Annotated in this window: 28 protein-coding genes and 1 other annotated feature; of the genes, 19 read left to right on the top strand and 9 right to left on the bottom strand. The window is 59.0% G+C overall.

What is annotated here, in order from left to right; genetic code table 11:
• The first annotated feature begins 65 nt into the window (after nucleotides 1-65).
• A complete protein-coding gene (parC, locus tag BLO49_RS01650) occupies nucleotides 66-2,282 on the top strand; it encodes a DNA topoisomerase IV subunit A (protein WP_090643382.1) in 2,217 nt (738 codons plus the stop codon).
• Between the two features lie 187 nt (nucleotides 2,283-2,469).
• On the opposite strand, the gene BLO49_RS01645 is transcribed toward parC, so the two are convergent.
• Nucleotides 2,470-3,195, bottom strand: a complete 726-nt coding sequence (locus tag BLO49_RS01645; RefSeq protein ID WP_090643379.1) for an arginyltransferase — start codon at nucleotides 3,193-3,195, stop codon at nucleotides 2,470-2,472.
• A gap of 109 nt (nucleotides 3,196-3,304) precedes the next feature.
• Nucleotides 3,305-4,198 (bottom strand): flagellar motor protein MotB, encoded by an 894-nt coding sequence (locus BLO49_RS01640; protein ID WP_090643377.1) that lies wholly within the window; start codon nucleotides 4,196-4,198, stop codon nucleotides 3,305-3,307.
• A 171-nt stretch (nucleotides 4,199-4,369) separates the two neighbouring features.
• Between BLO49_RS01640 and BLO49_RS01635 the strand changes: the two genes are divergently transcribed.
• The 3 genes from BLO49_RS01635 (at nucleotide 4,370) to BLO49_RS01625 (ending at nucleotide 6,268) form a co-directional block, all read left to right on the top strand.
• Nucleotides 4,370-4,849, top strand: a complete 480-nt coding sequence (locus BLO49_RS01635) for a flavin reductase family protein (protein WP_090643374.1) — start codon at nucleotides 4,370-4,372, stop codon at nucleotides 4,847-4,849.
• Nucleotides 4,850-4,852: 3 nt separating this feature from the next.
• Nucleotides 4,853-5,719 carry an NAD(P)-dependent oxidoreductase gene (locus BLO49_RS01630; RefSeq protein ID WP_090643372.1) on the top strand — a complete coding sequence of 289 codons (867 nt, stop codon included), beginning with the start codon at nucleotides 4,853-4,855 and terminating at the stop codon, nucleotides 5,717-5,719.
• 75 nt (nucleotides 5,720-5,794) lie between these two features.
• A complete protein-coding gene (locus BLO49_RS01625; protein WP_090643370.1) occupies nucleotides 5,795-6,268 on the top strand; it encodes a VOC family protein in 474 nt (157 codons plus the stop codon).
• Here BLO49_RS01625 and BLO49_RS01620 read toward each other — a convergent pair.
• The 5 genes from BLO49_RS01620 to BLO49_RS01605 form a co-directional block, all read right to left on the bottom strand.
• On the bottom strand, nucleotides 6,265-6,963 hold the full coding sequence (locus tag BLO49_RS01620) for a DUF1223 domain-containing protein (protein ID WP_220083684.1): 699 nt from the start codon (nucleotides 6,961-6,963) through the stop codon (nucleotides 6,265-6,267). The two genes, BLO49_RS01625 and BLO49_RS01620, sit on opposite strands and share 4 nt — an antisense overlap.
• A gap of 38 nt (nucleotides 6,964-7,001) precedes the next feature.
• Nucleotides 7,002-7,541 (bottom strand): hypothetical protein, encoded by a 540-nt coding sequence (locus tag BLO49_RS01615; RefSeq protein ID WP_090643367.1) that lies wholly within the window; start codon nucleotides 7,539-7,541, stop codon nucleotides 7,002-7,004.
• A 2-nt stretch (nucleotides 7,542-7,543) separates the two neighbouring features.
• On the bottom strand, nucleotides 7,544-8,548 hold the full coding sequence (gene hemB / locus BLO49_RS01610; protein WP_090643365.1) for a porphobilinogen synthase: 1,005 nt from the start codon (nucleotides 8,546-8,548) through the stop codon (nucleotides 7,544-7,546).
• A 191-nt stretch (nucleotides 8,549-8,739) separates the two neighbouring features.
• Nucleotides 8,740-9,036 (bottom strand): hypothetical protein, encoded by a 297-nt coding sequence (locus BLO49_RS18090; protein WP_139159597.1) that lies wholly within the window; start codon nucleotides 9,034-9,036, stop codon nucleotides 8,740-8,742.
• A gap of 45 nt (nucleotides 9,037-9,081) precedes the next feature.
• Entirely contained in the window at nucleotides 9,082-9,627 is a 546-nt protein-coding gene (locus BLO49_RS01605) for a DUF1697 domain-containing protein (RefSeq protein ID WP_090643362.1), read from the bottom strand.
• Nucleotides 9,628-10,019: 392 nt separating this feature from the next.
• Here BLO49_RS01605 and hemA point away from each other — a divergent pair, with 392 nt between their 5' ends.
• Both hemA and BLO49_RS01595 read left to right on the top strand, forming a co-directional pair.
• A complete protein-coding gene (hemA, locus tag BLO49_RS01600) occupies nucleotides 10,020-11,243 on the top strand; it encodes a 5-aminolevulinate synthase (RefSeq protein WP_090643359.1) in 1,224 nt (407 codons plus the stop codon).
• Between the two features lie 37 nt (nucleotides 11,244-11,280).
• Nucleotides 11,281-11,499 (top strand): DUF6898 family protein, encoded by a 219-nt coding sequence (locus BLO49_RS01595; protein ID WP_090643356.1) that lies wholly within the window; start codon nucleotides 11,281-11,283, stop codon nucleotides 11,497-11,499.
• On the opposite strand, the gene BLO49_RS01590 is transcribed toward BLO49_RS01595, so the two are convergent.
• On the bottom strand, nucleotides 11,496-12,980 hold the full coding sequence (locus BLO49_RS01590; protein WP_090643353.1) for a SulP family inorganic anion transporter: 1,485 nt from the start codon (nucleotides 12,978-12,980) through the stop codon (nucleotides 11,496-11,498). The genes BLO49_RS01595 and BLO49_RS01590 overlap by 4 nt on opposite strands.
• A 16-nt stretch (nucleotides 12,981-12,996) precedes the next feature.
• Nucleotides 12,997-13,051 (bottom strand) — a sequence feature (sul1 is cis-regulatory element that is thought to sense ions involved in sulfur or methionine metabolism; They are found in Alphaproteobacteria).
• Between the two features lie 135 nt (nucleotides 13,052-13,186).
• Between BLO49_RS01590 and glyA the strand changes: the two genes are divergently transcribed.
• The 11 genes from glyA (at nucleotide 13,187) to BLO49_RS01535 (ending at nucleotide 23,856) form a co-directional block, all read left to right on the top strand.
• Nucleotides 13,187-14,491 carry a serine hydroxymethyltransferase gene (gene glyA, locus BLO49_RS01585; protein ID WP_090643351.1) on the top strand — a complete coding sequence of 435 codons (1,305 nt, stop codon included), beginning with the start codon at nucleotides 13,187-13,189 and terminating at the stop codon, nucleotides 14,489-14,491.
• 10 nt (nucleotides 14,492-14,501) lie between these two features.
• Nucleotides 14,502-15,029: a transcriptional regulator NrdR gene (gene nrdR / locus BLO49_RS01580; protein WP_090643348.1), complete on the top strand. Its 528-nt coding sequence runs from the start codon at nucleotides 14,502-14,504 to the stop codon at nucleotides 15,027-15,029.
• A 125-nt stretch (nucleotides 15,030-15,154) separates the two neighbouring features.
• Nucleotides 15,155-15,802 carry a RibD family protein gene (locus BLO49_RS01575; RefSeq protein ID WP_090643346.1) on the top strand — a complete coding sequence of 216 codons (648 nt, stop codon included), beginning with the start codon at nucleotides 15,155-15,157 and terminating at the stop codon, nucleotides 15,800-15,802.
• A 288-nt stretch (nucleotides 15,803-16,090) separates the two neighbouring features.
• Nucleotides 16,091-16,681, top strand: coding sequence for a riboflavin synthase (locus BLO49_RS01570; RefSeq protein ID WP_090643343.1), 591 nt, complete (start codon nucleotides 16,091-16,093; stop codon nucleotides 16,679-16,681).
• Nucleotides 16,682-16,686: 5 nt separating this feature from the next.
• The gene (gene ribB, locus BLO49_RS01565; protein WP_090643341.1) at nucleotides 16,687-17,835 is read left to right on the top strand and encodes a 3,4-dihydroxy-2-butanone-4-phosphate synthase; all 1,149 of its coding nucleotides are present in this window, start codon (nucleotides 16,687-16,689) and stop codon (nucleotides 17,833-17,835) included.
• Between the two features lie 334 nt (nucleotides 17,836-18,169).
• A complete protein-coding gene (locus BLO49_RS01560) occupies nucleotides 18,170-18,637 on the top strand; it encodes a 6,7-dimethyl-8-ribityllumazine synthase (protein WP_090643339.1) in 468 nt (155 codons plus the stop codon).
• Entirely contained in the window at nucleotides 18,634-19,167 is a 534-nt protein-coding gene (gene nusB, locus BLO49_RS01555) for a transcription antitermination factor NusB (RefSeq protein WP_090643333.1), read from the top strand. The genes BLO49_RS01560 and nusB overlap by 4 nt, the downstream gene beginning before the upstream one ends.
• 90 nt (nucleotides 19,168-19,257) lie before the next feature.
• The gene (thiL, locus tag BLO49_RS01550) at nucleotides 19,258-20,232 is read left to right on the top strand and encodes a thiamine-phosphate kinase (RefSeq protein WP_090643330.1); all 975 of its coding nucleotides are present in this window, start codon (nucleotides 19,258-19,260) and stop codon (nucleotides 20,230-20,232) included.
• A gap of 151 nt (nucleotides 20,233-20,383) precedes the next feature.
• Nucleotides 20,384-20,914: a glycine zipper 2TM domain-containing protein gene (locus BLO49_RS01545; RefSeq protein ID WP_245678819.1), complete on the top strand. Its 531-nt coding sequence runs from the start codon at nucleotides 20,384-20,386 to the stop codon at nucleotides 20,912-20,914.
• Nucleotides 20,884-21,414, top strand: coding sequence for a hypothetical protein (locus BLO49_RS01540; protein ID WP_139159596.1), 531 nt, complete (start codon nucleotides 20,884-20,886; stop codon nucleotides 21,412-21,414). Before BLO49_RS01545 ends, BLO49_RS01540 begins: the two co-directional genes overlap by 31 nt.
• 279 nt (nucleotides 21,415-21,693) lie before the next feature.
• Entirely contained in the window at nucleotides 21,694-23,856 is a 2,163-nt protein-coding gene (locus BLO49_RS01535; RefSeq protein WP_170828157.1) for a sodium-translocating pyrophosphatase, read from the top strand.
• Nucleotides 23,857-24,140: 284 nt separating this feature from the next.
• On the opposite strand, the gene bamE is transcribed toward BLO49_RS01535, so the two are convergent.
• Nucleotides 24,141-24,635: an outer membrane protein assembly factor BamE domain-containing protein gene (gene bamE / locus BLO49_RS01530; RefSeq protein ID WP_090643325.1), complete on the bottom strand. Its 495-nt coding sequence runs from the start codon at nucleotides 24,633-24,635 to the stop codon at nucleotides 24,141-24,143.
• Between the two features lie 182 nt (nucleotides 24,636-24,817).
• Between bamE and BLO49_RS01525 the strand changes: the two genes are divergently transcribed.
• Both BLO49_RS01525 and BLO49_RS01520 read left to right on the top strand, forming a co-directional pair.
• The gene (locus BLO49_RS01525; protein ID WP_090643322.1) at nucleotides 24,818-25,486 is read left to right on the top strand and encodes a ubiquinol-cytochrome C chaperone family protein; all 669 of its coding nucleotides are present in this window, start codon (nucleotides 24,818-24,820) and stop codon (nucleotides 25,484-25,486) included.
• Entirely contained in the window at nucleotides 25,483-26,022 is a 540-nt protein-coding gene (locus BLO49_RS01520; protein WP_090643320.1) for a YceD family protein, read from the top strand. Before BLO49_RS01525 ends, BLO49_RS01520 begins: the two co-directional genes overlap by 4 nt.
• Nucleotides 26,023-26,081 lie beyond the last annotated feature (59 nt).

The raw sequence follows: 26,081 nt of genomic DNA, 5'->3' as shown, positions 1-26,081 counted from the left end.
GAACAAGTTAAGGTGTCGGTGCGCAGGGTCTTGTCTTGACTCCTTGCAGCCTTTAGCCTGCCCGCATGAGTACTGATGTGATTCCCGATGACGCCGGCGGGCGTGTAATTGACGAGCCGATGAGCGACGCGCTCTCGAAGCGTTATCTGGCCTATGCCCTTTCCACCATCATGCACCGGGCGCTGCCCGATGTGCGCGACGGCATGAAGCCGGTCCACCGCCGCATCATGTACGCTATGAGCAATATGCGCCTGACGCCCGAGGCGGCGGCGCGCAAATGCGCCAAGGTGGTCGGTGAGGTCATGGGTAATTTCCACCCCCATGGCGACCAGTCGATCTATGACGCGCTCGTCCGCCTGGCGCAGGATTTCGCCCAGCGTTATCAACTGGTCGAAGGCCAGGGCAATTTCGGGAATATCGATGGCGATAACGCCGCCGCCATGCGTTACACCGAATGCCGCCTGACGATCGCCGCCACCCTGCTGCTGGAAGGCATCAATGAGGATGCGGTCGATTTCCGCGCCACGTATGACGATCAGGACGAGGAGCCCGTCGTCCTACCGGCCGGTTTCCCCAACCTGCTGGCCAATGGCGCCACCGGGATTGCGGTGGGCATGGCCACCTCCATCCCGCCGCACAATGCCGGCGAACTGATCGACGCCTGCCGCAAGTTGCTGACCAAGCCGGACACCACCACCGAAGAACTGATGGAGTTCATCCCCGGTCCGGATTTTCCGACCGGCGGCATCTGCGTCGAATCGAAGGCTTCGATCCTCGAATCCTACAAGACCGGCCGGGGTTCGATCCGTACCCGCGCGCGCTATGAGGTCGAGGATCTCGGCCGCGGCGGCTGGCGCGTCATCGTGCGCGAGATCCCGTACTATGTGCAGAAGTCGCGCCTGATAGAACAACTGGCCGATCTGATCGAGAACAAGAAGGCGCCTTTGCTGGGCGATGTCCGCGATGAATCGGACGAGGAAATCCGCCTGATCCTGGAGCCCAAGTCGCGTAATATCGAGCCCGAAGTCCTGATGGAGAGTCTGTTCAAGATCTCCGACCTTGAAACGCGTTTCGGCGTCAACATGAACGTGCTTGACGCCACGGGCACGCCGCGCGTCATGGGGCTGAAAGATTGCCTGGTGGCCTTCCTGGATCACCGCCGCGTCGTGCTGATCCGCATGTCGAACTGGCGTCTGGATCGCATCGAAAAGCGCCTGCACCTGCTTGATGGCCTGATGATCGCCTTCCTCAATCTCGACGAGGTGATCCGCATCATCCGCGAGGACGAGACGCCGAAACAGACCCTGATGGCGCGGTTCAACCTGACGGACGTGCAGGCCGACTATATCCTCGATACCCGCCTGCGCCAGTTGGCGCGACTGGAAGAAATGACCATCACCGAGGAGCACAAAAAACTCTCGGAAGAACGCGACGGCATCCGTGCCCTGCTGGATTCGGAAAAACTGCAATGGAAGCGCATCGATCAGCAACTGGGTGAGGTCCGCAAGAAGCTGTTGTCGGCGCGCCGCACCACCTTCATGGATGCACCGGTCGGCATCGAGGTCGCCGCCATCGAATCCTATCTGCCCAAGGAGCCTATTACCGTCATCCTGTCGCAGCGCGGCTGGATACGCGCCGCCAAGGGCAAGGTGGAGGACCCGTCCGAACTGAAATTCAAGGAAGGCGACGAGTTGGCCCATCTGGTACCGGGCTTTACCACCGACAAACTGCTGATCCTGACCTCCGACGGCCGGTTCCTGTCGCTCGGCTGTGACAAGCTGCCTTCCGGACGCGGCAATGGCGAGCCGCTGCGCCTGATGCTCGATATCGAAGAGACGGCCAAGATCGTCACCGTCTTCATGATGAAGCCGGGCCAGAAACGCCTGATGGTTTCCAAGAATGGCTATGGCTTCGTCATGAACGAAGAAGATGCCTTTGCCAACAAGCGCGCCGGCAAGCAGGTGCTTAACGCGGATGGCACGGAAGCCTTCGCCGCTCTGGCTGTCACCGGTGATCATGTAATGGTGCTGGGTGAAAACAACAAGCTGCTGGTCTATCCGGTCTCGGAACTGCCGGAAATGGCGCGCGGCAAGGGCGTCAAGCTGCAAGGCTACAAGGATGGCGGTGTGAAGGACATTGCCATTTTCGACATGGCCGCCGGTACGCAATGGTATGATGGCGCTGGCAAGGCGCGCGACTTCAAGGACGTGAAGGACTATGTCGGCAAGCGCGCCGCCGTTGGCCGCATCGCCCCGCGCGGCCTGCGGAAGTTGCGACTCTGATTCTTATACCTCCCCATCTTTGATGATGGGGAGGGGGACCGCACGAACCGCGTAGCGGTGAGATGTGGTGGTGGGGTTGCTTACTTCCTTTATCACCATTCGTTCGGGAAATTAAGCAAGAGACCCCACCACCAACGCGCTTTGCGCGTCGGTCCCCCTCCCCAAGCCAGTTGGGGAGGTATAGGCGTCAAGCCTCCGGATCGATCTCCCGCCAGCCCATATCCGTCAGGCCCTCAAGCGGGCGATAGCGCGCCTTGTAGTCCATCTTCGGGCTGTTTTTCACCCAATAGCCGAGATAGACATAATCATAGCCGGCGCGGCTGGCCTGGTCGATATGATCGAGAATGATGTAACGGCCAAGGCTGCGCGACATCAGGTCCGGATCGTAGAAACTGTAGACCAGTGACAGGCCGTCATTGAGCGCATCCACCAGCACACAGGCGATAAGTTGCCCGTTCAGTCGATATTCGATCATGTGGGTGCGGACGAGCGTATCCTCGACCATGGCGACCAGGTCCGGCCAGCTCATATCCATCATGCCGCCATCGGGATGGCGCGCTTTGAGATAGCGCTGTAACAGATCGAACTGCTCGCGGCTGGCCTCGGCCTCGACGAACGCCTTGACGAGGTCGCTGTTGGCCTTGACCACCCGGCGGTCGGATTTGGACAGTTCGTAGCGTTTAACCGGAATGCGTACACTCTGGCAGGCATGGCAGGTCTGGCAGGCCGGGCGATAGGCGATATTCTGGGACCGGCGAAAGCCGATGGCTGAAAGCTGGTCATTTACGCTGATGGCTTCGAGCGGCGGCAGGTGGACAAAGACCTTGCGCTCTTCCTGGCCGGGCAGATAAGGGCACGGACCAGGAATGGTCAGGTAGTATCTGAGCTTTCGGCCTGGGAAATGCTCGCTCATCTTACGCCGTACAAATCCTGTTCCTGCGCGGACAATACCGCCATTACAGTTTGAACCTAAAACGCCTTGATCGGCAAGCGCAAATGCCGGTTTGTTGCAGCAAAAACCTTTACTGAGGAAGGACGGGCGCCTCTCTCAGCAGGACGATAGCGATGCGGCGATTGCCTGCCAGTGACGGGTCGTCCGGGTAGAGCGGTTCCTTGGCCGCCTTGCCGGAGACCATGGCGATGCGGTCCTGATCGACGCCGGCCGATTGCAGGATGGCGCGCGAGGCATCGGCGCGGGCGCTGGAAAGCGACCAGTCACGCGGGTTCTGCCCGGCCTGTCCCGGTGAGCCGGAGGTATGCCCGGTGATCGAGATGCGGTTCGGCAACTGGTTGATGACCTTGGCGACGGCGCGCAGCAGAATCTTGGCGCGATCATTCGGCTGGGTTGAGTTTTCGTTGAACATCGACCGGCCTTCCTGGTCGATCAACTGGATGCGCAGACCTTCCGGCGTCTGGTCGACAAGAATGTTTTTCGACAGTTCAGCCAGTTCCGGCATGTCCTGCAGGGCTTGGCGTAAGGATTCCGCCGCGCTCTGGAAGGATTGCTGCTCGCGGCGCTGGGCGTCCGATTCGTCCGCGGTATCGGCCGTGGCGCCGGCGCCCTTGGTCTCGGTGGCCGTGCCGTCGCTGTCCTGGGTTTCCGGCGGCTTGGGCGCCATCTGCTCGATGAAGGACATGGTGCCCTCGTTCTTGTCACCGTCCTTGCCGAGCGCCTGACCGCCCAGGATGCCGCCGGACCCGGAGGTCGATTGCGACACATTGGCCGGGGCGAAATAGTCCGCCACGCCGCGCTTCTGTTCGGGTGAGGTGGTATTGATCAGCCACATCAGCAGGAAGAAGGCCATCATGGCCGTCACGAAGTCGGCGTAAGCGACCTTCCACGCGCCGCCGTGGTGGCCGCCGCCCGAGACCTTCTTGACTTTCTTGATGACGACGGGGGCGTCGCGGCTGGCCATGAATCACTGCTCTCGTAGAAACCGGGTTCAACCTAGCCGGATTAACGTTAACAGCCTGTTTAGAGATCGGCTTGAGGCGACTTTTGCGGAAAAAACCCTGGCGGGTGATTGCTTTGCCGGGCTGCGTCATTTACGTCGATACGCATGGATTTGAAACACACCGGGACGGGCATGGACAGGAAGGCATTGCGTCACGCCATGGGCGGTTTCGCCACCGGCGTCTGCGTGATTACCGTCGCCGATCCGGATCATGTCGATGGCCATGTGGTCGGGCTGACGGCCAATTCCTTCAGTTCGGTATCGCTCGATCCGCCGCTGGTGCAATGGTGCCTTGATTTGAAGGCCCATCGCTATGCGCTTTACGCCCAGGCGCAGCGCTTCGGCATCAATATACTGAGCGCCGGCCACGAAGCGCTGTCGCGCCGGTTCGCACGGGAAAATGCCCATATCGTACCGGATGAGGAACTGACCCATGCCGATGACCCGCTGAAACTCAAGGATGTCGTCGGTTATTTCGCCTGCGATCTTTATGAATCGCGCCTGGTCGGCGATCACCTGGTCATCGTCGGTGAGGTCCGGCATTTCGAAAGCGACCCGGTGCAAGCTGGCCTGACCTTTTTCAAGGGCAAATACGGACAAATTGGAGTTTAAGTCATGAGGTTGTGTTTCGCAGGTCTGGGGATCATGGGCGCGCCGATGGCGGGCCATCTGGTCAAGGCCGGTCACAAGGTCAACGGCTTCAACCGCACGCACCAGAAGGCGCTCGACTGGGCGAAAGAATACGGAATGCATGCGGAAGCGACGCTCGGCACAGCGCTTTTGGGCGCTGAAGCCCTCATCATGTGCGTCGGCCGTGACGAGGATGTCCGCCAGACGGTCCTGAACGCGATTTCTCACATGAAGCCGGGATCTCTGATCATCGATCATACCACGACGTCCGCGAAACTGTCACGTGAACTTGTGGCGGTATGTGCCGAAAAACACATCACTTTTTACGACGCCCCGGTCTCCGGCGGACAGGCCGGCGCGGTTACTGGCCAGTTGTCGGTGATGGTTGGCGGCGATGAGGCACGCTACGCTGAGGTGGTCGAACTGACAAAAGCCTATACCAAATCAATCACCCGTCTGGGCGAAGCTGGCGCGGGCCAGATGGCCAAGATGGCCAATCAGATCGCCATTGCCGGCGCGGTTCAGGGCGTGGCCGAGGCGCTGCATTTCACCAAGTGCGCCGGGCTCGATCCGGACCTGGTCTTCAACGCCATTTCTGCCGGCGCGGCTGGCTCGTGGCAGATGTCGAACCGCTGGGCCACCATGGCGAAGGACGAATACGATTTCGGCTTTGCTGTAGACTGGATGCGCAAGGATCTGGGGATAGCGCTCGACGAAGCGCGGGCCAATGGCGCGCATCTGTCCGTGGCGGCGCTGGTCGATCAGTTCTATTCCGAGGTCCAGGCCATGGGCGGGCAGCGCTGGGATACCTCCAGCCTGCACGCCCGTCTTGAAGCCCGTCGGGCAAAATAGCTTCACGCGGTTGTCAGTTCAAAAGCGGCGTCGATAAGCCTAACCTCCCTCGCAACGAAACAGCGAGGAATAACCATGGCTAAAAACACAATCTGCATCTGGTACGACAAGGACGCTGAAGCCGCGGCCCGTTTTTACGCCGAAGTGTTTCCTGACAGCGCCGTGACGGCCGTTCATAAGGCGCCGGGCGACTATCCCTCCGGTAAGGCCGGCGATGTGCTGACGGTTGAATTTACCGTGGCCGGCGTCGCCTGCATTGGGCTCAATGGCGGGCCTATATTCAAACACAGCGAAGCCTTTTCGTTCCAGATCGCCACGGATGACCAGGCCGAAACCGACCGTTACTGGAACGCCATTGTCGGCAATGGCGGCCAGGAAAGCGCTTGTGGGTGGTGCAAGGACAGGTGGGGGATTTCGTGGCAGATCACGCCGCGCGTCCTGACCGATGCCATGGCCGCCGGCGGCGATGAAGCCAAACGTGCTTTCGCCGCCATGATGGACATGAAGAAGATCGATGTCGCCAGGATCGAGGCGGCGCGCCGCGGTTAGTCTGTTGCGGCGGAGAGAACAGGTCCGCCTGTGCCGGATTGGACAAGAACCGCCGTCTTCAGTCCGGCCATGCTGGCTTTTGGCAAGGTGAAATCGACTGTCTGGCCGGAAAAAGCACCGAGACGGATCAGTTCGCGGACCACATTGCGATGCGGCAGGGTACGCCCGGCATTTTCGCCGCGATTGACCGGCACCTGCACCACCCTTGGATCGTAACGCACCAGCCAGACGGTTGCGGGCTGTGATCCGGCGGCAGCGATCGTGACCTTGTCCCCGCCAAGCCGGATCGCCGGACCCGGAGGGTTTTTTTTCGCGGCCTCGATCAGGGGGGCAACGATGGACAGGCTCTGCCCGGTCGTATCCCTGCGGCCATTGACGATCATCTGCGGCGTGAAAACGCCATCATGATGCAAACCTTTTGCATAATCGTACTGCCGCCGGGTATTGGCGGGGCTGGCGAAAGTGTCCTTCCAGCCGAGATAGTCCCAGTAAATTACGCCAAAACTGAGGGCCAGCACATCCTTGCGGTCGGCAAGCTGGTTCAGGGTGGCATTCGCCGGCGGGCATGACGAACAGCCCTGGCTGGTGAACAATTCAACAACGACCGGCTGGTGCGCTTCGGGCGCGGCCTTTGCGCAACTGGTCATAACTGGCAGGATCAGGGCAAGGCAGAGCGAGCGGATAAATCGGGACATGCCTGACTATACGCCACCGCGCGCCATCCGGTTACATCCTAATGACTGGTCGGTTGTGACGCCCGCTTTTCGACATAGCGTTGCAGGGTGCGGCTATAGCTGTCGTCGAACTGCACCAGCGTAATATCGTCGAATGGCCATTCGACCTCGTCGGCCTGCCAGTTGCCGCCGGGATCGATCGCCTTGATCACCACGCAATCGGCCTCGATCGTATCGATGAGGCCAACCTCGGTGCCGTCCTCGGCCGAAACCACAACGAACTTTTCCTTGAACTGCAGCGACTTGAACAGGTCCTGCCAGCCGCCGAGCCGTACCCAGCCATAGCGCTTGGTGCGCTTGACGCTGTTGAAATCGAGGATCTTGATCTGGTCGTCGTGGTAATCGGAGATTTCGACGGCCTCGACCGTTTCGACCGGCGCAACGAGCGCCCCGACATCCTGCCATTCGTGGATCGCCTGCAACAGCACCAGCGCCGGGCTGAGGGCAATGACAAAGCCTTCATGCTCGCCATCGGCCAGGGTCAGACGCACATAGGTGCCGGCATTGAGCGCCTTTTGCAGGTCTTTATAGATTTCCATGATCAGGCTTTCAGAAGTTCGGCGACGTGCTTGGCGAAATAGGTCAGGATACCCGAAGCGCCGGCGCGCTTGAAGGCCAGCAGGGTTTCCATCACGCCGCGGTCGTGGTCCATATAGCCTTTCTCGACCGCCGCCTTGATCATCGCGTATTCGCCACTGACCTGGTAAACGAAGGTCGGAACCTTGAAGGTCTCCGAGACGCGCTGGACGATATCGAGATAGGGCAGGCCCGGCTTGACCATCACCATGTCGGCGCCTTCAGAAATATCGATGGCGACCTCGCGCAGGGCTTCCTCGGTATTGGCCGAATCCATCTGGTAGGTCTTCTTGTCGCCCTTCAGCGCCTTGACGCCGATGGCATCACGGTAGGGGCCATAGAAGGCCGAGGCATATTTGGCAGCGTAGGACATGATCATCGTGTCCTGATGGCCGGCGGCTTCCAGCGCGTTGCGGATCGCGCCGATGCGGCCGTCCATCATATCGGAAGGCGCCAGGATATCGGCGCCGCCGGCTGTCAGGGTAAGCGACTGCTGCACCAGCATCTCGACTGTGGCGTCATTGGCGATCCTGCCGTCGTCATCAAGCAGGCCGTCATGGCCATGATCGGTATAGGGATCGAGCGCGATATCGACCAGCAGGCCGATATCCGGTACGGCCGCCTTGATGGCGCGGCAGGTCTGGACGATCAGGCCGTCCGGATCGATGGCGGCCTTCGCATCCGATGTACGGATTTTCTCATTGAGGTGAGGAAACAGCGCTATGACATTGATTCCGAGCGCCTTTGCTTCGCGGGCTTCCTTGACCGCCTCGGCGATGCTCAGGCGATCGACACCCTGCAACGAGCCGATCGCGTCGCGCGCCTTGTCCTGATCATGGACGAAGATCGGCCAGATCAGGTCGGAAACGTGCAGGCGATTTTCCGCCACCAGGTCGCGTATCCACGGGCTCTGGCGCAGACGACGGGGCCGGCCGGCCGGATAGGGGGCAAGGATCGGATTGAAGGTCATGGCGTACTCTTAAGAAAGGGAATCCACAGATTACACAGATTGCACAGATTAAGGATGGCGCTTCGCGCCGCTTTAAACTGTTGGCCGTGATATAGGCTATTAGCCGGTAATTGCACGAATTAATCTGTGCAATCTGTGTAATCTGTGGATCAACCTTTTCCTAATCTTGCCGGGATGTCCTGCAAGGTAAGTCATCGTAGAGAATCCTTAAGTGCCACGGCTAAAATTTCCTGTTGCAACTCTGGGTGAATGTTTGTCCAGGAAGTTGTGGGAGCAAATGTCAGATATGTACCTTGTTCGCGCGCAGCAGCGATAATCTGCTTAAACCAGTCGATATATGACCATTTATGCGGTTTGGGCCCGCATAAACGTTGATGTTGAACATCCCAGCTTACCTCCATAGCTTCTCTGTAAATGTATGGAAATTTCGTGGTTATGGGCTTCAACCAAAGTGAACCGTTATCATCAATCCCAATGGCTTCAATCATATCTGATTGCATTATATTCTAATCCAAACTGAATTGTGTCGCATCTTACCCTTCCAACTCCGCCGCCATATCCCGCAAGGTCTCGACCGTATTCAGATTGCGGGCGGTCATATCAGCTTTGATGGCGCGGCCGATCTTTTCGACCATTTTTGAGCGGCCAATACCTTCTGGTGCATAGAGATACATCAGTTCGTCCGTGATTTCATAGGCTTCGCCGTCGGCCTTCAGGCTGTCCAGCAGGTCATGATCTACTTTGGTCGGCGGTGCCTTGAAGAAGAACACATGCTGCGCCTTGCCCTGATGTTCGTGGTTTCGATAGGGATTTTCTGCCAGCGCCTTTTCCAGATGCGCCAGAGTGATCAGGAAAACCGCTGGGCGAAAGCCGAAGTTTGTTTCGACCAGATCGCCGATCAAGGCTTCAATCTCTTGCTCACCACGCTCAGAGCGAAAAACCACATTGCCGCTGGCGATATAGGTCTTCACGTCCGTTAGGCCCGCTGACAGCATGACATTGGTCAGCTCCTTCATCGGTAGCTTGTTATTGCCGCCGACATTGATGCCGCGAAACAGGCATATCCAGATTTTCGACAAAGCAAACTCCTAAAATCCATAAATTTCTGTTTCCCCTCTCCCTGCGTAGCGGGGAGAGGACGAGAGCCGAGCTTAGCGAAGGCGATCGGGTGAGGGGCATACCCAGCCGGTTATAAGCCCCTCACCCGACGATCTGCGGCTTCGCCTTGCTCGTCGTCCTCTCCCCGCTACGCAGGGAGAGGGGAAGTATTTGAATGAGTCATACTTTAGCTGCGACAATGTGCGCAGATAGGTTTAAGCAAAACCGCTGGAATTTGAAACGAATTTGCCGCAATGTCATTTTGAATATCTCCGGTGGGTTATTTTAACCCCCGGATGACTTGATCGGTCCTGACGGAAGCGCTATTTCGTCAACAGGATACGCGGCGAAAATGTCGCCGTCGGAGTGTGATATGAACTATAATGCCGCTTTCGAGGCCGCTGTAGAAGCTGTTCGCGCCGAAGGGCGCTATCGCGTGTTCGCCAATTTGAAGCGACACGCTGGTCAGTTTCCCCGCGCCACCTGGATCAAGGAAGACGGCAGCGAGCAGGACGTCACCGTCTGGTGCTCGAACGATTATCTCGGCCAGGGGCAAAATCCGGTCGTCATGGACGCCATGCACGAAGCCATCGATGCGGTGGGCTCTGGTTCGGGCGGTACGCGCAATATCTCCGGCACCACCTTCTATCACAACCAGCTCGAAGCCGAACTGGCTGACCTGCACCACAAGGAAGCCGCGCTGGTCTTCACCTCCGGCTATGTCGCCAATGAAGCGACCCTGACGACGCTTTATAAAATCCTGCCGGGCCTGATCATCTTTTCGGATGAACTGAACCACGCCTCGATGATCCAGGGTATCCGCAATGGTCGTGGCGAGCGCCATGTTTTCCGCCATAACGATCTCGAACACCTCGAAGAACTGCTGAAGACCGCGCCAGCCAATGCGCCGAAGCTGATCGCTTTCGAATCCGTCTATTCGATGGATGGCGATATCTCGGACGTTCGCGGCACCGTGGCTCTGGCCAAGAAATACAACGCCCTGACCTATATCGATGAAGTCCATGCCGTTGGCCTCTATGGCGTACGCGGGGCAGGGGTTGCCGAACGCGATGGCATTATGGGCGAAATCGACATCATCGAAGGCACGCTGGGCAAGGCGTTCGGCATGATGGGCGGCTATATCGCCGGCACCTCGGCCATGGTCGATGCCATCCGCCTGTGGGCATCTGGCTTTATCTTCACCACCTCGCTGCCGCCTGCCGTGATGGCCGGTGCCGCCGCTTCTGTGAAGTACCTGAAGGAACACAATGAAAAGCGCGTCGCTCATCAGGAGCGCGCCCAAAGCCTGTTGAAGAAGCTGCGCGCGGTCGGCATCGCCACCTTCCCGACGCAGTCGCACATCGTGCCGGTGCTGGTCGGCAACGCCAAGCACTGCAAGATGGTCTCGGACATGCTGCTCAATGATTTCGGCATTTATGTCCAGCCGATCAACTACCCGACCGTGCCGAAGGGCACCGAGCGCCTGCGCTTCACGCCGTCGCCGGACCATACGGACGAGATGATCGATCATCTGGTCGAGTCGATGGACAAGCTCTGGACCATGTGCAACGTGGCCCGCCTGCCGGCTGTGGCGTAAGCTTGCCACAAACTCAGAGTCGCGGCACACTCCGTCCATGTCCGAAATCTATATCGAGATGCAGCGGAAGGGCGCCTATCTGAAGGTCACGGCGATTGATGCCGATACCGCGGAAGAGGCCACGGCCATGGGGCCGGTCAATGATCCGGAAGGCGTCAAGCGCTTGGCCGTGCTTAAGCTGAAGAACAAGCTGGGCCAGGGAAATGGACCGGGCGGACAGAAACCGTCACCCCCCGGCCGTGGCACCCTGGTCTAGTGACCGATGGCGCCTGACGGCAGAAACGTCTTGTCGAACTGCCCGACCTTTTCCACCAGGGTGCTGCACGCCTCGCTCATACCGATGACCTGCACGTCAGCGCCGCTCTTGCGATAACGGAAGACGGCCTTGTCGATGGCCTCGACCGCGGTGATATCCCACACCCGCGCCTGGCTGAGATCGATCGTCACCTTTTCCGGATGACCGTGGAACTCGAAACCGCTGGTGAAGAGATCGGCCGACACGAAGAACAACTGGCCATGCACGGTGTAAACCCGCGTCCGGCCATCGTCCGTTTCCGTGCATTCTACTGAGACAAGCCGACTGACCTTCAGCGCGAAGAAGATAACGCTCATCAGGACGCCCAGCAGCACGCCAATCGACAGATTGCCCGTGGCGACCACCGCCACCGTCGTCACCAGCATAACGGCGCTCGATTGCTTCGGCGCCGTACGCAGGCGCAGGATAGACTGCCAGTCGAAGGTGCCGATGCTGACCGTGATCATCACCGCCACCAGCGCCGCCATGGGAATCTGCGCCACCCAGTGCCGGAGCGCCAGCATCAGGAGCAGCAAGAACAGGCCGGCCCAAAGCGTACTAAGACGCCCACGGCCGCCGGAAGTGACATTGATCACGCTCTGGCCGATCATGGCGCAGCCGGCCATGCCACCGAACAGCGATGCGACGATATTGGCAATGCCTTGGCCACGCGTCTCGGTGTTCTTGTCAGACGGTGTATCGGTCATGTCATCGATAATATTGGCGGTCATCAGCGATTCCAGCAGACCAACAAAGGCCAGCGTCGCCGAAAGCGGCGCGATGGTGACGAAGGTCTCCAAAGTCAGCGGCACCTGCGGCAGATGGAAGGGCGGCAGGGTGGTGGGCATATGGCCCATATCGCCGACCGTGTTGACATCGAGATGCAGCCACAGGGTCAGGCCGGTGATGACCAGTATGGCGACGAGCGGCGAGGGCACCACCTTGGTGACATAGGGAAACCCGTAGATAATTGCCAGTCCGCCGGCCACCAGGGCATAGGTCGGCCAGGTAACATGGATCAGTTGCGGCATCTGCGCCAGGAAGATCAGTATGGCCAGTGAATTGACGAAGCCGGTCATCACCGAGCGCGATACAAAGCGGATCAGGCTGCCGAGTTTCAGCACGCCGATGATGATCTGAAAGACACCGGTCAATAGGCTGGCGGCCAGCAAGTAATCGAGTCCGTGGGATTTGACCAGACCGGCCATGACCAGGGTCATGGAGCCCGTAGCGGCCGAAATCATCGCCGGTCGACCGCCGACGATGGCGATGGTGATGGCGATGATGAAGGAGGCGTAAAGCCCGACCGCCGGATCGACGCCGGCGATGATGGAAAAGGCGATGGCTTCGGGAATCAGCGCCAGCGCGACAACCGTACCGGACAGCAGGTCGTTACGCGGATTCGCCAGCCACTCGCGTTTAAGCGTGGTGAGGGAAATCATGATATCTTTAAATTGGGGAGGTTCTGGGGATCGGCGCCAGAAATAGCCACTCAAAATGCTTTGAGTCCGGATTTCTTGCAATTACTGCCACATGCGTGCCGATTTCGCAACCGCGAAGGAGGGGAAAAACCTTGCCTCGTGCTGGCTATGAGCGTAAACGCTCCCCATATCCCCCTTATCCTTCCTCCAGTACAGGAATCGCTCCCTTGAACGCACCCGCGAACGCCGGCTCATTCATACCGCAAGGCTTCTTCAACAACGACCTCGCCACACAAGACTCCGAAGTCATGGCGGCTATCAAGGGCGAACTGCATCGCCAGCAGGACCAGATCGAGCTGATCGCCTCGGAAAACATCGTCTCCAAGGCCGTTCTGGAAGCTCAAGGCTCCGTGCTCACCAACAAGTATGCTGAAGGCTATCCCGGCCGCCGCTATTACGGCGGTTGTGAATATGCCGATGACGTCGAGCGTCTGGCCATCGAACGCGCCAAAAAGCTATTCAACTGCGCCTTCGCCAACGTCCAGCCGCATTCCGGCGCCCAGGCCAACCAGGCCGTCTTCTTCTCGCTGCTCCAGCCGGGCGACACCTATATGGGCATGGACCTGGCCTGCGGCGGTCACCTGACGCACGGCTCCCCGGCCAACCAGTCGGGCAAGTGGTTCAATGTCGTGCCTTATGGCGTAACGCGCGACACCAACCTGATCGATATGGAACAGGTCAATGACCTGGCCCAGCAGCACAAGCCGAAGCTGATCATCGCCGGCGCCTCCAACTATCCGCGCCATATCGATTTCAAGCGCTTCCGCGAGATCGCCGATTCGGTCGGCGCCTACCTGTTCGTCGACATGGCCCACTATGCCGGTCTGGTCGCTGGTGGTGTCTACCCTGATCCGCTGCCGCACGCCCACGTCGTCACCACCACCACGCACAAGACCCTGCGCGGTCCTCGCGGCGGCCTGATCCTGTCGAACGATGAAGCGATCGGCAAGAAGATCAACTCGTCGGTCTTCCCAGGCCTGCAAGGCGGCCCGCTGATGCACGTCATCGCCGGCAAGGCCGTAGCCTTCGGTGAGGCCCTCCAGCCCGAATTCAAGACCTATGCGAAGCAGGTCGTCGCCAATGCACGGGCGCTTGCCGATACCCTGGTTTCGCGCGGTCTCGCCATCGTCACTGGTGGCACCGACAGCCATGTCATGTCGGTCGATCTGCGCCCCAAGGGCCAGAACGGCAAGGATACCGAAGCGGCGCTGGAAGCGGCCTTTATCACCTGCAACAAGAACGGCATTCCGTTCGATGACAAGCCCTTCACCATCACGTCGGGCGTCCGTCTCGGCACCCCCGCGGGCACCACGCGCGGTTTCCGCGAGGCCGAGTTCATCACCATCGGCAATCTGATCGCCGACGTGGTGGATGGCATGGCGGCCAATGGGGGCCAGCCTGATCTGGCCGTGCAGGAAAAGGTCCGCGCCCAGGTGCTGATGCTGACCAAGAACTTCCCCATCTACGCTTAAAGGCTCCTGAATGCGTTGTCCCTTTTGCGGAAACCTTGAAACCCAGGTGAAGGATAGTCGCCCGTCGGAAGACGGCGCGGCGATCCGTCGCCGCCGGTCGTGCTCGGAGTGCGGCGGACGTTTCACCACGTTCGAACGCGTGCAACTGCGCGACCTGATGGTGGTCAAGCGTTCCGGACGGCGCACGCCTTTTGACCGTGAAAAGCTGGAGCGCTCCATTTCAATTGCGCTTCGCAAGCGACCGGTGGACCAGGACCGGGTGGACCGCATGGTGTCCGGCATTGTCCGGCAACTGGAGAGCATGGGCGAGACGGATATTCCGTCGGATACGGTCGGCGGCCTGGTGATGGATGCGCTCAAGTCGCTCGATGTGGTGGCCTATGTCCGTTATGCCTCGGTCTATCGGGATTTCCGTGAGACCTCGGATTTTGCCAAGTTCCTGGGCGACGAGGGGCTGGACAATGACGCGCCGGAAGATCCGAAGGACATCAGGCAGGGGCTGGGCGAGCAGGATATCTCCCCATCCGATGATGCTTAATTGCAAATGGCAAGCCATTCGCAATTAAGCTTTTTTCTAGTGCGCTCAGATGCCGCGCGGGCTTACGCGCAAACGTGCGCGGCGGGCAGTCGCCCTTGCCGAACCTCTAAACGAGGTTCGGAGTAATGCGCCCACAAATCACATTAAAGCTGGCCACCACGCTTGATGGCCGGATCGCTACGGCCTCCGGTCAGAGCAAATGGATCACTGGCGAGGAGGCGCGACGCGTCGTCCATGAATTGCGCGGCGGCCATGACGCCGTGCTCGTCGGCATCGAAACTGTTCTGAAGGATGATCCGGAGCTCACCGTCCGCCTGCCGAATTATGAAGGCTATCAACCGGCGCGGATCGTGCTCGATTCACGGTCTCGTCTGCCTTTGACATCGAAACTGGCCCAGACGGCGCGGGTTATCCCGACCTATGTCGTGACGACCACCGAGGTCACTGGTGAAATGCAATCGTTGGGTGTTCGGGCCCTAAAAGTGCCGTCGAAGCACCAGCGTGTAGACCTGGAAGCGGCGCTGGAAGCCATCAGTGCGGCGGGGATAGGGCGGCTGTTTGTCGAAGGCGGCGGCGTCATCGCCACGGCATTTCTGCGCGCCAGCCTGATCGATCGCCTTGAATGGTTCCGCTCGGCCACCATCTTGGGCGGAGATGCCCGGCCGGTGATCGGGCACCTGAATATTGACGATATTAGCCACATGGTGCGGTTCACGCGCCTGGGCGTTCAGTCGGTCGGCGACGACCTCTGGGAAACCTATGAATTAAGTTAAGGAAGGTATTTATCCACAGATTGCACAGATTAGCACAGATTAAGAAAGGAAGAGGCTTAAGAGGAGAAATGGACATGTCTGCGTTCTGATCGGAGACAATGAGGGGGCGACGATTTACTTACCTTGAGCGCTTCGCGCTCTTTTAAGCGTCCTGCACTGACCAGACAATTCGGAGCTGAATTCCCTTAATCCTCTTCCTTTTTTAATCTGTGTTAATCTGTGCAATCTGTGGATAAACGCCTTGCGGAACGCCGATCCAGACACCGGCGATTAAGGATAAAATACCAAGTGTTTACGGGCATTATTTCAAGCATGGGGACAGTCGAGACCCTGATCAGGTCGGACGCCGGCGTGCGCCTGACCATGCATGTCGATTTCGACCTCGACGATGTCGAGATCGGCGCCTCGATCAGCCACGCCGGCTGCTGCCTGACAGTGGTTTCCAAACAGGGCCGCAGCTACGACCTCGACGTTTCCAACGAAACGCTCAGCCTGACCAATCTAGGCCAGTGGCAGGAAGGCTCCAAGGTCAATATCGAGCGCGCCCTGAAAATCGGCGATGAACTGGGCGGCCATATCGTTTCCGGCCATGTCGACGGACTGGCGAAGCTGATCAGCGTCAAACAGGACGGCGACAGCTACCGCCTGACATTCGAGGCGCCGGCGCCACTGCACCGCTTTATCGCCCCGAAAGGCTCGGTGGCGCTAGATGGTATTTCGCTGACCGTCAACGAAGTCGAGGGACAGACCTTCGGCGTCAACATCATTCCCCACACCTGGCTGCACACAACCTTGTCGAAAACAAGCGTGGGTGACAGCGTAAACCTTGAGGTTGACCGCCTGGCGCGCTATGCCGCCCGCTGGTTTGAAACTGAGTAAGCCCTATGTCGTTCAACAAGATCACCAATGACCTCGGCGCGAGCGCTGACAGCTATGACAGCCCGATTTCCTCGATTGAGGATATCCTGGAAGACGCCCGCAATGGCCGCCCCTATATCCTGATTGATGCCGAGGACCGCGAGAATGAGGGTGATGTCGTTATTCCGGCTCAAATGGCGACGCCCGACATCATCAACTTCATGGCGCGTTTTGCCCGCGGCCTGATCTGCCTGTCGATCACCGGCGAACGCGCCAAGACCCTGCGCCTGCCGCCGATGGTGCACGACAATGGCGCCCGCAATGGCACGGCTTTCACCGTATCGATCGAGGCCAAGGACGGCATCTCCACCGGCATTTCGCCGAAGGACCGCGCCCATACCATCGCTGTCGCCATCGACACCACTAAGGATTCCCGCGATATCGTCTCGCCGGGCCATGTCTTCCCGCTGGTCGCACGTGAAGGCGGCGTGCTGGTCCGCGCTGGCCATACGGAAGCCGCCGTTGATATCTCGCGCATGGCGGGCCTCTATCCCGCCGGTGTGATCTGCGAGATCATCAATGACGACGGCACCATGGCGCGCTTGCCGGACCTGGTGCCTTTTGCCCAGTTGCATGGCCTGAAGATCGGCACCATTGCCGACCTGATCGCCTATCGCCGGCGCACCGAACGCTTTGTCGAACGTGTGCTGGAGCGTCCGTTTGAGAGCGAGTGGGGCGGTCAGTTCCGTTTGCTTGTTTATCGCAATCAACTGGATGGCGCCGAGCATTTGGCTCTTGTGAAAGCCCAGCCGGTGCCGAACAAGCCGACCCTGGTGCGGATGCACCAACTCGATATCGCCTCGGATGTGCTGGGCGGGCAAGGCGGGGCCTTCCGCAGTAACTATGTGCAGAAGGCGATGCAGGCGCTGGCCGATCACAATGGCCCGGCTGTCATGGTGTTGCTGCGCGATCCCGACCCGAAGGTGCTTTCCGGCCGTTTCGGTTCCGACGACGGCGCGAATCACAGCCCGCGCGGCCTGCGCGATTATGGCGTTGGCGCGCAGATACTGCTCGATCTCGGTGTACGCGACATGATCGCCCTGTCCGGTACACGCCCGAAGCCGGCAGCGCTGGAAGGCTATGGCCTCTCGATCATCGACTGGCAGACGCTTTAAAGGTTTGAATCCACAGATAAGCCAGATAAGCACGGATTAAGAAAGGAAGAGGATTAAGGTAATTTGTCTCATGAATGTATCGTCAGAGCCAGGTTCCTTTCTTAAGAGCGCGAAGCGCTCAAAAGTTTAGACAAGCCGTCGCGCATTCACTGTTCATGGCGGAGTGCAGACATATCCATTTTCTCCTCTTAATCCTCTTCCTTTCTTAATCTGTGCTAATCTGTGCAATCTGTGGATAACTCCCTTCCTTTCTACCTAGCCAAGATTTGGCTTTTTCGTTACCGCAGAAAGGCGTATGCAGCCTGACTACTATTCCTTTTGAGGACGACTCGCTTTGACCATTGAAAACCCGCTTCGCATCCTGATCGTTGAAAGCCGCTTCTACGACGATATTGCTGACGAGCTTTTGGCCGGCGCCAAAGACGCGCTTGAAGCCCTCGGTGCGGAATATGATGTGGTCACGGTGCCGGGCGCGTTTGAAATCCCGGCCGCCATCGCCATGGCTGAAGACGCCGCTCATCGTCCGGCCGGCCGCGCCTATGATGGTTATGTGGCGCTCGGTTGTGTTATCCGCGGTGATACCACCCACTATGATTATGTCTGCAATGAATCCGCCCGTGGTCTCATGGACCTCAGTTACAAGCAGCGCCTGGCCATCGGCTACGGCATCCTGACCGTGGAAGACGAAGACCAGGCATGGGTGCGCGCCCGGCGCTCAGAAGGTGACAAGGGCGGCACGGTCGCCAAGGTCTGTCTGACAATGATATCCTTGCGCAAAAGCCTGATGGATGGCACCCAATGAGCGACGCCGCCACGCCAAAGCCGACCAGCCTGAAGGCGGTCATCGACCAGCTCAACGCCAATGAATCTGACGCGAAAGCGCTCTCCAACAAGGAAAAGCGCGCACGCACGGTAGCGCGCCTGGTCTTGGTTCAGGCGCTTTACCAGCTTGATATCACGGGCGCTGGTGTTGAAACGGTCATCAAGGAATTTTCCGACTATCGCTTCGATGGTGATCTTGATGGCGAGCCGCTGGCGGCCGCTGACGAAGCCTTCTTTGCCGAAGGCGCGCGCACCATCGTCAAGGAACAGTCGGCGATTGATCCGCTGATCATCAACCGCCTGGCTTCGGGCTGGCGTATAGAGCGCCTCGATCCGACGGTCCGTGCCATATTGCGCGCCGGCACCTGGGAGCTGAAGTTCCGCACCGATATCGGCCTCCAGGTGATCATCAATGAATATGTCGAGATCGCCCGCGCCTTCTACGGCGAAACCGAGGCGCGTTTCGTCAATGCTGCGCTCGATGGCATCGCGGCGGATGTGCGCAAATAAAAGCCCGATAGGCGAAAGTCACGGAAAGTTTTGTCGTATTTTCACCTGTGACGTGCAAAATGGCAGCCTTCTGATCGCGGTGAGAGCGGTATGAGCGAACCCGACGAGTTTTCCATCATCGACCAGTTATTCAAGCCGCTGGCGGGCCTCAGCCGCGAGGCGAGGGGACTGATCGATGATGTCGCCGTCATTGCCGGTGATCCGATCTGCGATCTGGTCGTCAATACCGATGCCCTGGTCGGCGGTGTCCATTTTTTCGAGCATGATCCGCTCGATTTGGTGGCGCGCAAGCTGATGCGCGTTAACCTGTCGGACATCGTCGCCAAGGGGGCAAGGCCCTACGGCTACCAGCTTGTGACCGCCTGGCCGCGCGGCACAACCTATGCCGAAAAAGCCGATTTCGCGCGTGGACTGAAGATCGACCAGGACCGCTATGGCCTCAGCCTGTTCGGCGGCGATACGGTCTCCACCGAAGGGCCGCTGGTGGTCTCCATGACGATGTTTGGCAAGGCACCGGCGGGAAAAACCCTGTCCCGTCTCGGCGCCAAGCCGGGCGACCGGGTACTTGTCAGCGGCTATATCGGACAGGGATATCTTGGCCTGAAAGCCCTGCAGGGGCAATTGCTCGGTTTGTCGCATGAGGATGTCAATGAGGTCATCAGCGCCTATCACCTGCCGGAGATCCGTACTGACCTGATCCCCGTCCTCCGCGATCATGCCCGCAGCGCCATGGATATTTCCGATGGCCTGCTGGCTGATGCCGACCATCTGGCCCGTGCCAACAACCTGATGATCCGGCTGGACCTCAACCGCGTGCCGACATCGCTGTCCGCCCGTGCCGCTATCGCCTCGGGTATCAGCCCGGTGGCTCTATGCACTGGCGGCGATGATTACCAGATCCTCTGCACGGCCAGCGAGATGGGCGCGAAGGCCCTCGTACTGGCCGGCTTTTACGATATCGGCGCCTGCATCGGTCTGTCTGATGACACCCCGGCGGGGGCGGAGTTGTGGTCCGACAATCGACGCCTGGACGTGACGAAAAAGGGCTTTACGCATCCGCTTTAGGCGCGGCGAATGGCCATTTTCAGAAACCTTACAAAATCCCCGCATAAACCAGCGGGCGCCCGCATTGCGATAAGCCGGGTTTCCGCCTAGCCCTTTCAAGCATGGCCGGCGTCACGTACAGGTCGGCGATAATCTGAGGAGGGTATTCCGAATGAAAACGACTCTGAAAATGGGGCTGGTGATCAGCCTGGCGGCGGGCCTGATAATGCCCGGCCTGGCTTCGGCTCAGGATCGTGACCTGCGCGGATATGATGGCTATTGCTATGCCAAGAAGAAGGAAGCCCAGACCAACGGCACCATTATCGGCGCGGTTATTGGCGGCTTGGTGGGCAGTCAGATATCGAAGAACGAACGTGGTCTCGGCACGGTCGGCGGCGCGGTCGTCGGCGGTGTGATCGGCAATAATGTCGGCAAGTCGAGCGTGAAATGCTATAACGGCGAATACTATTCCTACCAGGGCGCCTATTACGATCCGGCCCCGCCGCCTCCGGGCTATACGGTCGTCTATTACAAGGAGCGCCCACCTCAGGACCGCTATCAGCACGTCTATTATGACCGTTACCGCCACACCACGCCGCCGCCCTATGCCTATGGCGAAGCCTGGCGCAATGATAACGATAATCCCTATGGCTGGCGTGACAAGGACGGCCATTGGCACGATGGCAAGCGCCATCATCACTGATCATGAAGCCCTCCGGCATCCTGGAGGGCTTTTTCATTCAGGCGTTGTCAACCATTCTGCGCCAGTATCGACGCATGAAACCTGATCGTCGTTATTTGCTGGGCGCTGCCGCCGCCTGCCTGTGTCTGTCTGCTCCGCCAGCCCTGGCCAGCGAAGGGGGAGAGGCGAAAAAGGCCGGCAATGCCTCGGTGCAATTGGGCGCGGTCGCCATCCCGATCAGTGTCGACGGGCGGGTCGTCAATTACATCTTCCTGAATATCCGCATCAACCTGACAATGACGGCCGACGAGGCGAAATTCCGCGACAAGGAACCCTATTTCCGCGACGCCCTGGTTCGCGCTGCGTCGCGGACCTCCTTTGCCCAGTCCGGCAAGGATTACCTGCTGGATGAGCCCCGCTTCAAGCAGGCGATGATGGGGGAATGGACGAAAATTACCGGCCCCGGCGTCATTAAGTCGATTGATGTGCTGTCGCAAAGCCCGAAGCGCCATCCGTATTGACGGATATCCCCCGCTGGTTGTGTTGCGGTGCGTTTTTCATAACAGTCTGAATTTACAGATTATAAGTATTCGCAAGCCCGCAATGCAGCATTCGTGGCGCGAAAGCCTTTGAATTATAATGGGTTGCGGCAACATATGGCCTTGAAACTCAGGTGAACATTTGGCACTCTCGATCCCAATCGAAAAGTAAGGCACTGTATTTTGTCTTCTTTTTGATTCCCGAAAATGGGGCGGCGGTCATTGTGCGCCCCTCAAATATAAAGACACAGGGGTTACATTATGAATATTGCTTTGATGCTGGCCATCGCGGCCGGCATACTTGGCCTGCTGTATGGTGTCGTCCAGACTCTTGGCCTGATGAAGGCCAATGCAGGCAATGCGCGTATGCAGGAAATCGCCGCGGCGATTCAGGAAGGCGCCGCGGCCTACCTCAAGCGTCAGTATACCACCATCGCCATGGTCGGCGTGGTCATTTTCATACTTGCCTTTATCTTTCTTGGTTATTTGTCAGCTATCGGCTTTCTGATCGGTGCGGTGCTTTCGGGCGCCGCCGGTTATGCCGGTATGCTGATTTCGGTGCGGGCCAATGTCCGTACCGCGCAGGCGGCTTCCGACGGTTTGGCCAAGGGCTTGAAGCTCGCCTTCAATGCCGGCGCCATCACCGGCCTGTTCGTAGCCGGCGGGGCGTTGCTCGGCGTGTCGGGTTATTATGCCTACCTGACAGAAGTGCTGCACAAGACGGCGCATGACCGCGATCTGATCAACGCCCTGGTGTCCCTGGGCTTTGGCGCGTCGCTAATCTCGATCTTCGCCCGTCTCGGTGGCGGCATCTTCACCAAGGGAGCGGATGTCGGCGGTGATATGGTCGGCAAGGTTGAAGCCGGTATCCCTGAAGACGATCCCCGCAATCCGGCCACCATCGCCGATAACGTCGGGGATAATGTCGGTGACTGCGCCGGCATGGCGGCCGATTTGTTCGAGACCTATGCGGTGACCACGGTCGCCACCATGGTTCTGGCGGCCATCTTCTTTGGTGAAACCCCTTATGTCGGCATGATGATGCTGCTACCGCTCGTTATTTGCGGCGTCTGTATCCTCACCTCTATCATTGGCACCTTCTTTGTCCGCCTGGGCAAGGACAACCACATCATGAACGCCCTCTACAAGGGGCTGATCGCCACCGGTCTCTTGTCGATCGTGGCGCTGGCGGCGGTTATTAAATATCTGCCCGGCCTCGGCTTCGATACGCCGTTTGAGTATGTCTCTGCGGGCACCACCTTCCACTTTACAGGCATGACTCTGTTCTATTGTGGTCTCGTCGGCCTGGCCGTGACGGCGGGCTTTATCGTGGTGACGGAATACTATACCGGCACCGGCAAGCGTCCGGTCGTCTCCATTGCCCAGGCTTCGGTCACGGGCCATGGCACCAATGTCATTCAGGGTCTTGCGGTTTCGATGGAAGCCACAGCTATCCCTGCGCTGATCATCGTGGCCGGCATTATCGGCTGCTATCTGCTCGCGGGCCTGTTTGGCATCGCCATTGCCACCACCACCATGCTGGCCCTGGCCGGTATGATCGTCGCGCTTGATGCCTTCGGTCCGGTGACGGATAATGCCGGCGGCATCGCCGAAATGGCCGGTTTGCCGCCGGAAGTGCGCCACACTACCGACGCGCTCGATGCGGTCGGCAACACCACCAAGGCCGTCACCAAGGGCTATGCCATCGGTTCGGCCGGTCTTGGCGCCCTGGTTTTGTTCGCCGCCTATACGTCTGACCTGAAATACTTCGCCGGTCTGCCGGACGCCCCGGCCATCTTCCAGGGGCTGGGCAACCTGACCTTCTCGCTGTCGTCGCCGTGGGTCGTTATCGGCCTGCTGATCGGCGGCCTGCTGCCCTATCTCTTCGGTGGCATGGGCATGACGGCTGTTGGCCGCGCGGCCCAGGCCGTGGTGGAGGAGGTGCGCAAGCAGTTCCGCGAAGATCCCGGCATCATGGCCGGCACGTCCAAGCCCAACTACGGCCGGGCGGTCGACATGCTGACTAAGGCGGCGATCAAGGAAATGGTTATCCCGTCGCTGCTGCCGGTGCTGTCGCCGATCATCCTGTTCACCATCGTCTACTTCATCGGTGGCGCTGTACCGGCGTTTGAAGCGTTGGGGGCCATGCTGCTCGGCGTTATCGTGACCGGTATCTTCGTCGCCATCTCGATGACCTCTGGCGGCGGCGCCTGGGACAATGCCAAGAAGTCCTTCGAGGACGGCTTTGTCGACAAGGACGGCGTGAAGCACCTCAAGGGCTCCGAAGCGCACAAGGCTTCGGTGACCGGCGATACGGTCGGCGATCCTTACAAGGATACGGCCGGTCCGGCGGTCAATCCGATGATTAAGATCACCAATATTGTGGCCTTGCTCATGCTGGCCGTTCTCGCTCACGGTGCTTAAGGCAATGGCCCCCGCCGGAAACGGCGGGGGGCTTTTTTAGGAAGAGTGATCCGCAGATAAGCCAGATAAGCACAGATAGTCCGTGGGAATGGAAAAGTCTGTGTACTGATAAGCAAAATCGATGATCGCAAAGCGACCGTCAGGCAAAGTATCAAGATCGATGCGGACCGTCGGGCACGTTCAAATCATCTGTGCTTATCTGGCTTATCTGTGGATCACTTTCTTAAGCAAAAGCCCGCCAGACATACATCTGGCGGGCTTTCGTTTAAGAATATCCGTAAGGCCTAATCGCGGCGGCGGTTGTTGCCGGGGTTGGTGTCCTGGCTGTTGTCGAGGCGCTGGTGGCCGACAGTGCCGAGCACCTGTTCAAGCGCGGTCAGCGAACGGCCGCGAGTAGGGGTCTTGTTCGGATTCGGCGTCAATACGCGGCCATCGGCCAGGGACAGGGTCTTTACGGTTGCGACCGTCTGTGTGCTCGGGTCGAAATCAACGACGGTCACCGAACGGGCGGTGACGCGCGGCTGCTTGTAGGTCATCTTCATCGACACTTGGTCGATATAATACCATTCCGACGGCTTGTAGACAGAGGTTTGCGACGGTGCGCCCAGCTTGTCGAGCACAGTGGCCTGGCTGTCGCCGACCTTGATGTCCACCGAAGGCTTGGCTTCATGCGCGAGATAGCCGTGGTGCGTCATGGTGGGGGCGCAGGCCGTGCCCAGCAGGGCCAGGGCGGACGCGGCAACCAGAGCCGAGCTTGTCTTGAAGGAGAGCAGGCGCATGAATATCCTGTTTAGAAAACGAAACGCATTTGACCTATAGGGAATTTAGGCTTACGGCAAGCTTAAGGCTTAAACATGGCCGTGAACAGCAAATTTTTCGCCGGATATAGCGCCTGAATGGCGACACATCATCCCTGTTTCCAAAGGGATATTCATCGGGCCAACCCAACCAGAGATATGTGATGCAACGCCTTCTGGACAAGCTGAAATCCGCCTTCAAACCGCGCCCTGCAAAGCAGGCCGGCGACCGGCTTTACCTGGCCTGCGTGACGCAATCCCGGTTGCCGGTCTTCTATATCGACTACGGCGTGGATGACGCCATCGGGTCCCGGTTTGAACTGCTGACCTTTCACGTCGGGCTTGTTGTAACGCGGTTGAAATCTTTACCGGCAGGCGATCCGCGCCATGATCAGGCGCAGGAAACGGCGCAGGCCCTGTTCGATTCCTTCCTGCTGGCGCTTGATTCGACCCTGCGGGAACAGGGCGTCGGCGATCTCAGCGTGCCAAAGAAGATGAAGAAGCTCGGCCAGGTTATCTATACGCGCCTGAAACGCTGGGACGATCTGTGGCGCGAAAATGCCGGCCTGACCGCAGCCGCCGACTATACGGCCCGCACGATCATGGCCGGCTCGGACTATGGCGATGACGAAGCGGACGGAGAGGTAAGGGGGCAGGCGGTTTCGGCGGCGGTTCTTGAACGGGCGCAGGCATTCGCCATCTATGCACAGGCGGCCTGTGATGCCTTTCAGGTTGATGACGTACTGGCAGGCCGGCTGTCCTTTCCGTCGCCGGCGGCGCTTGAAAGCGATGCAGACTCGGCAGACCTTGTAATGAGTGGAGAAGAGCAATGAGTGACCAGCAGGATACCGGACTTTGGGAGCATCGTGTCCGCTTCGACCAGGCCGCCAAGGGGCTGAAAGTCGACCTGGTTGCCGACGAGGCGCGCCGCGATGTGATTGCAAAGGCGTTCGGCATGATCGAACTGAACAGCCTTGCCGCCCATGTCGAGACGCGTTCCGTAGCCGGTGAAAAGCCGGTTGTGCGTGTCAGCCTGGCGCTCACGGGCGAGGTCACTCAGGAATGCGGTGTGACGCTGGAGCCTTTTACCCATGAGATTTCAAGCGAGTTGGAGATCGACTGCATCGAAAAGCAGCGCGTCACCACTGAGGTTGCCGAGGTCGGCGCCCGCGAATTCACGCTGGATGATCTTGATGAACCGGACGTGATCGAAAACGGCCAAATCGATCTTGGCCAGTATGTTATCGAAGCGCTGGGCGAAGCCTATGATCCTTTTGAGCGCAAGCCTGGCGCTGTTTTCGAAGAGCCGGAAGTCGTGAAGGAGCCTTCGCCATTTGCCGTCCTGGCGCAGTTGAAACGCGATGAATAGCGACATGACGGACCACCTGGCAGATGATTGGGCTTGCATAGTTGCAAAGTGCCGCTATC

Source organism: Asticcacaulis taihuensis (genome assembly GCF_900100255.1).
Lineage (GTDB): Bacteria > Pseudomonadota > Alphaproteobacteria > Caulobacterales > Caulobacteraceae > Asticcacaulis > Asticcacaulis taihuensis.
Note: the sequence above shows the minus strand (reverse complement) of the source record. Positions and strands in the feature narration are given on the sequence as shown.

Coding starts and splice junctions, on each gene's coding strand:
- parC (WP_090643382.1), top strand. CDS start 66: ATGAGTACTGATGTGATTCCCGATGACGCCGGCGGGCGTGTAATTGAC.
- BLO49_RS01645 (WP_090643379.1), bottom strand. CDS start 3,195: ATGAGCGAGCATTTCCCAGGCCGAAAGCTCAGATACTACCTGACCATT.
- BLO49_RS01640 (WP_090643377.1), bottom strand. CDS start 4,198: ATGGCCAGCCGCGACGCCCCCGTCGTCATCAAGAAAGTCAAGAAGGTC.
- BLO49_RS01635 (WP_090643374.1), top strand. CDS start 4,370: ATGGACAGGAAGGCATTGCGTCACGCCATGGGCGGTTTCGCCACCGGC.
- BLO49_RS01630 (WP_090643372.1), top strand. CDS start 4,853: ATGAGGTTGTGTTTCGCAGGTCTGGGGATCATGGGCGCGCCGATGGCG.
- BLO49_RS01625 (WP_090643370.1), top strand. CDS start 5,795: ATGGCTAAAAACACAATCTGCATCTGGTACGACAAGGACGCTGAAGCC.
- BLO49_RS01620 (WP_220083684.1), bottom strand. CDS start 6,963: ATGTCCCGATTTATCCGCTCGCTCTGCCTTGCCCTGATCCTGCCAGTT.
- BLO49_RS01615 (WP_090643367.1), bottom strand. CDS start 7,541: ATGGAAATCTATAAAGACCTGCAAAAGGCGCTCAATGCCGGCACCTAT.
- hemB (WP_090643365.1), bottom strand. CDS start 8,548: ATGACCTTCAATCCGATCCTTGCCCCCTATCCGGCCGGCCGGCCCCGT.
- BLO49_RS18090 (WP_139159597.1), bottom strand. CDS start 9,036: ATGATTGAAGCCATTGGGATTGATGATAACGGTTCACTTTGGTTGAAG.
- hemA (WP_090643359.1), top strand. CDS start 10,020: ATGAACTATAATGCCGCTTTCGAGGCCGCTGTAGAAGCTGTTCGCGCC.
- BLO49_RS01595 (WP_090643356.1), top strand. CDS start 11,281: ATGTCCGAAATCTATATCGAGATGCAGCGGAAGGGCGCCTATCTGAAG.
- BLO49_RS01590 (WP_090643353.1), bottom strand. CDS start 12,980: ATGATTTCCCTCACCACGCTTAAACGCGAGTGGCTGGCGAATCCGCGT.
- nrdR (WP_090643348.1), top strand. CDS start 14,502: ATGCGTTGTCCCTTTTGCGGAAACCTTGAAACCCAGGTGAAGGATAGT.
- BLO49_RS01575 (WP_090643346.1), top strand. CDS start 15,155: ATGCGCCCACAAATCACATTAAAGCTGGCCACCACGCTTGATGGCCGG.
- ribB (WP_090643341.1), top strand. CDS start 16,687: ATGTCGTTCAACAAGATCACCAATGACCTCGGCGCGAGCGCTGACAGC.
- nusB (WP_090643333.1), top strand. CDS start 18,634: ATGAGCGACGCCGCCACGCCAAAGCCGACCAGCCTGAAGGCGGTCATC.
- thiL (WP_090643330.1), top strand. CDS start 19,258: ATGAGCGAACCCGACGAGTTTTCCATCATCGACCAGTTATTCAAGCCG.
- BLO49_RS01545 (WP_245678819.1), top strand. CDS start 20,384: ATGAAAACGACTCTGAAAATGGGGCTGGTGATCAGCCTGGCGGCGGGC.
- BLO49_RS01535 (WP_170828157.1), top strand. CDS start 21,694: ATGAATATTGCTTTGATGCTGGCCATCGCGGCCGGCATACTTGGCCTG.
- bamE (WP_090643325.1), bottom strand. CDS start 24,635: ATGCGCCTGCTCTCCTTCAAGACAAGCTCGGCTCTGGTTGCCGCGTCC.
- BLO49_RS01525 (WP_090643322.1), top strand. CDS start 24,818: ATGCAACGCCTTCTGGACAAGCTGAAATCCGCCTTCAAACCGCGCCCT.
- BLO49_RS01520 (WP_090643320.1), top strand. CDS start 25,483: ATGAGTGACCAGCAGGATACCGGACTTTGGGAGCATCGTGTCCGCTTC.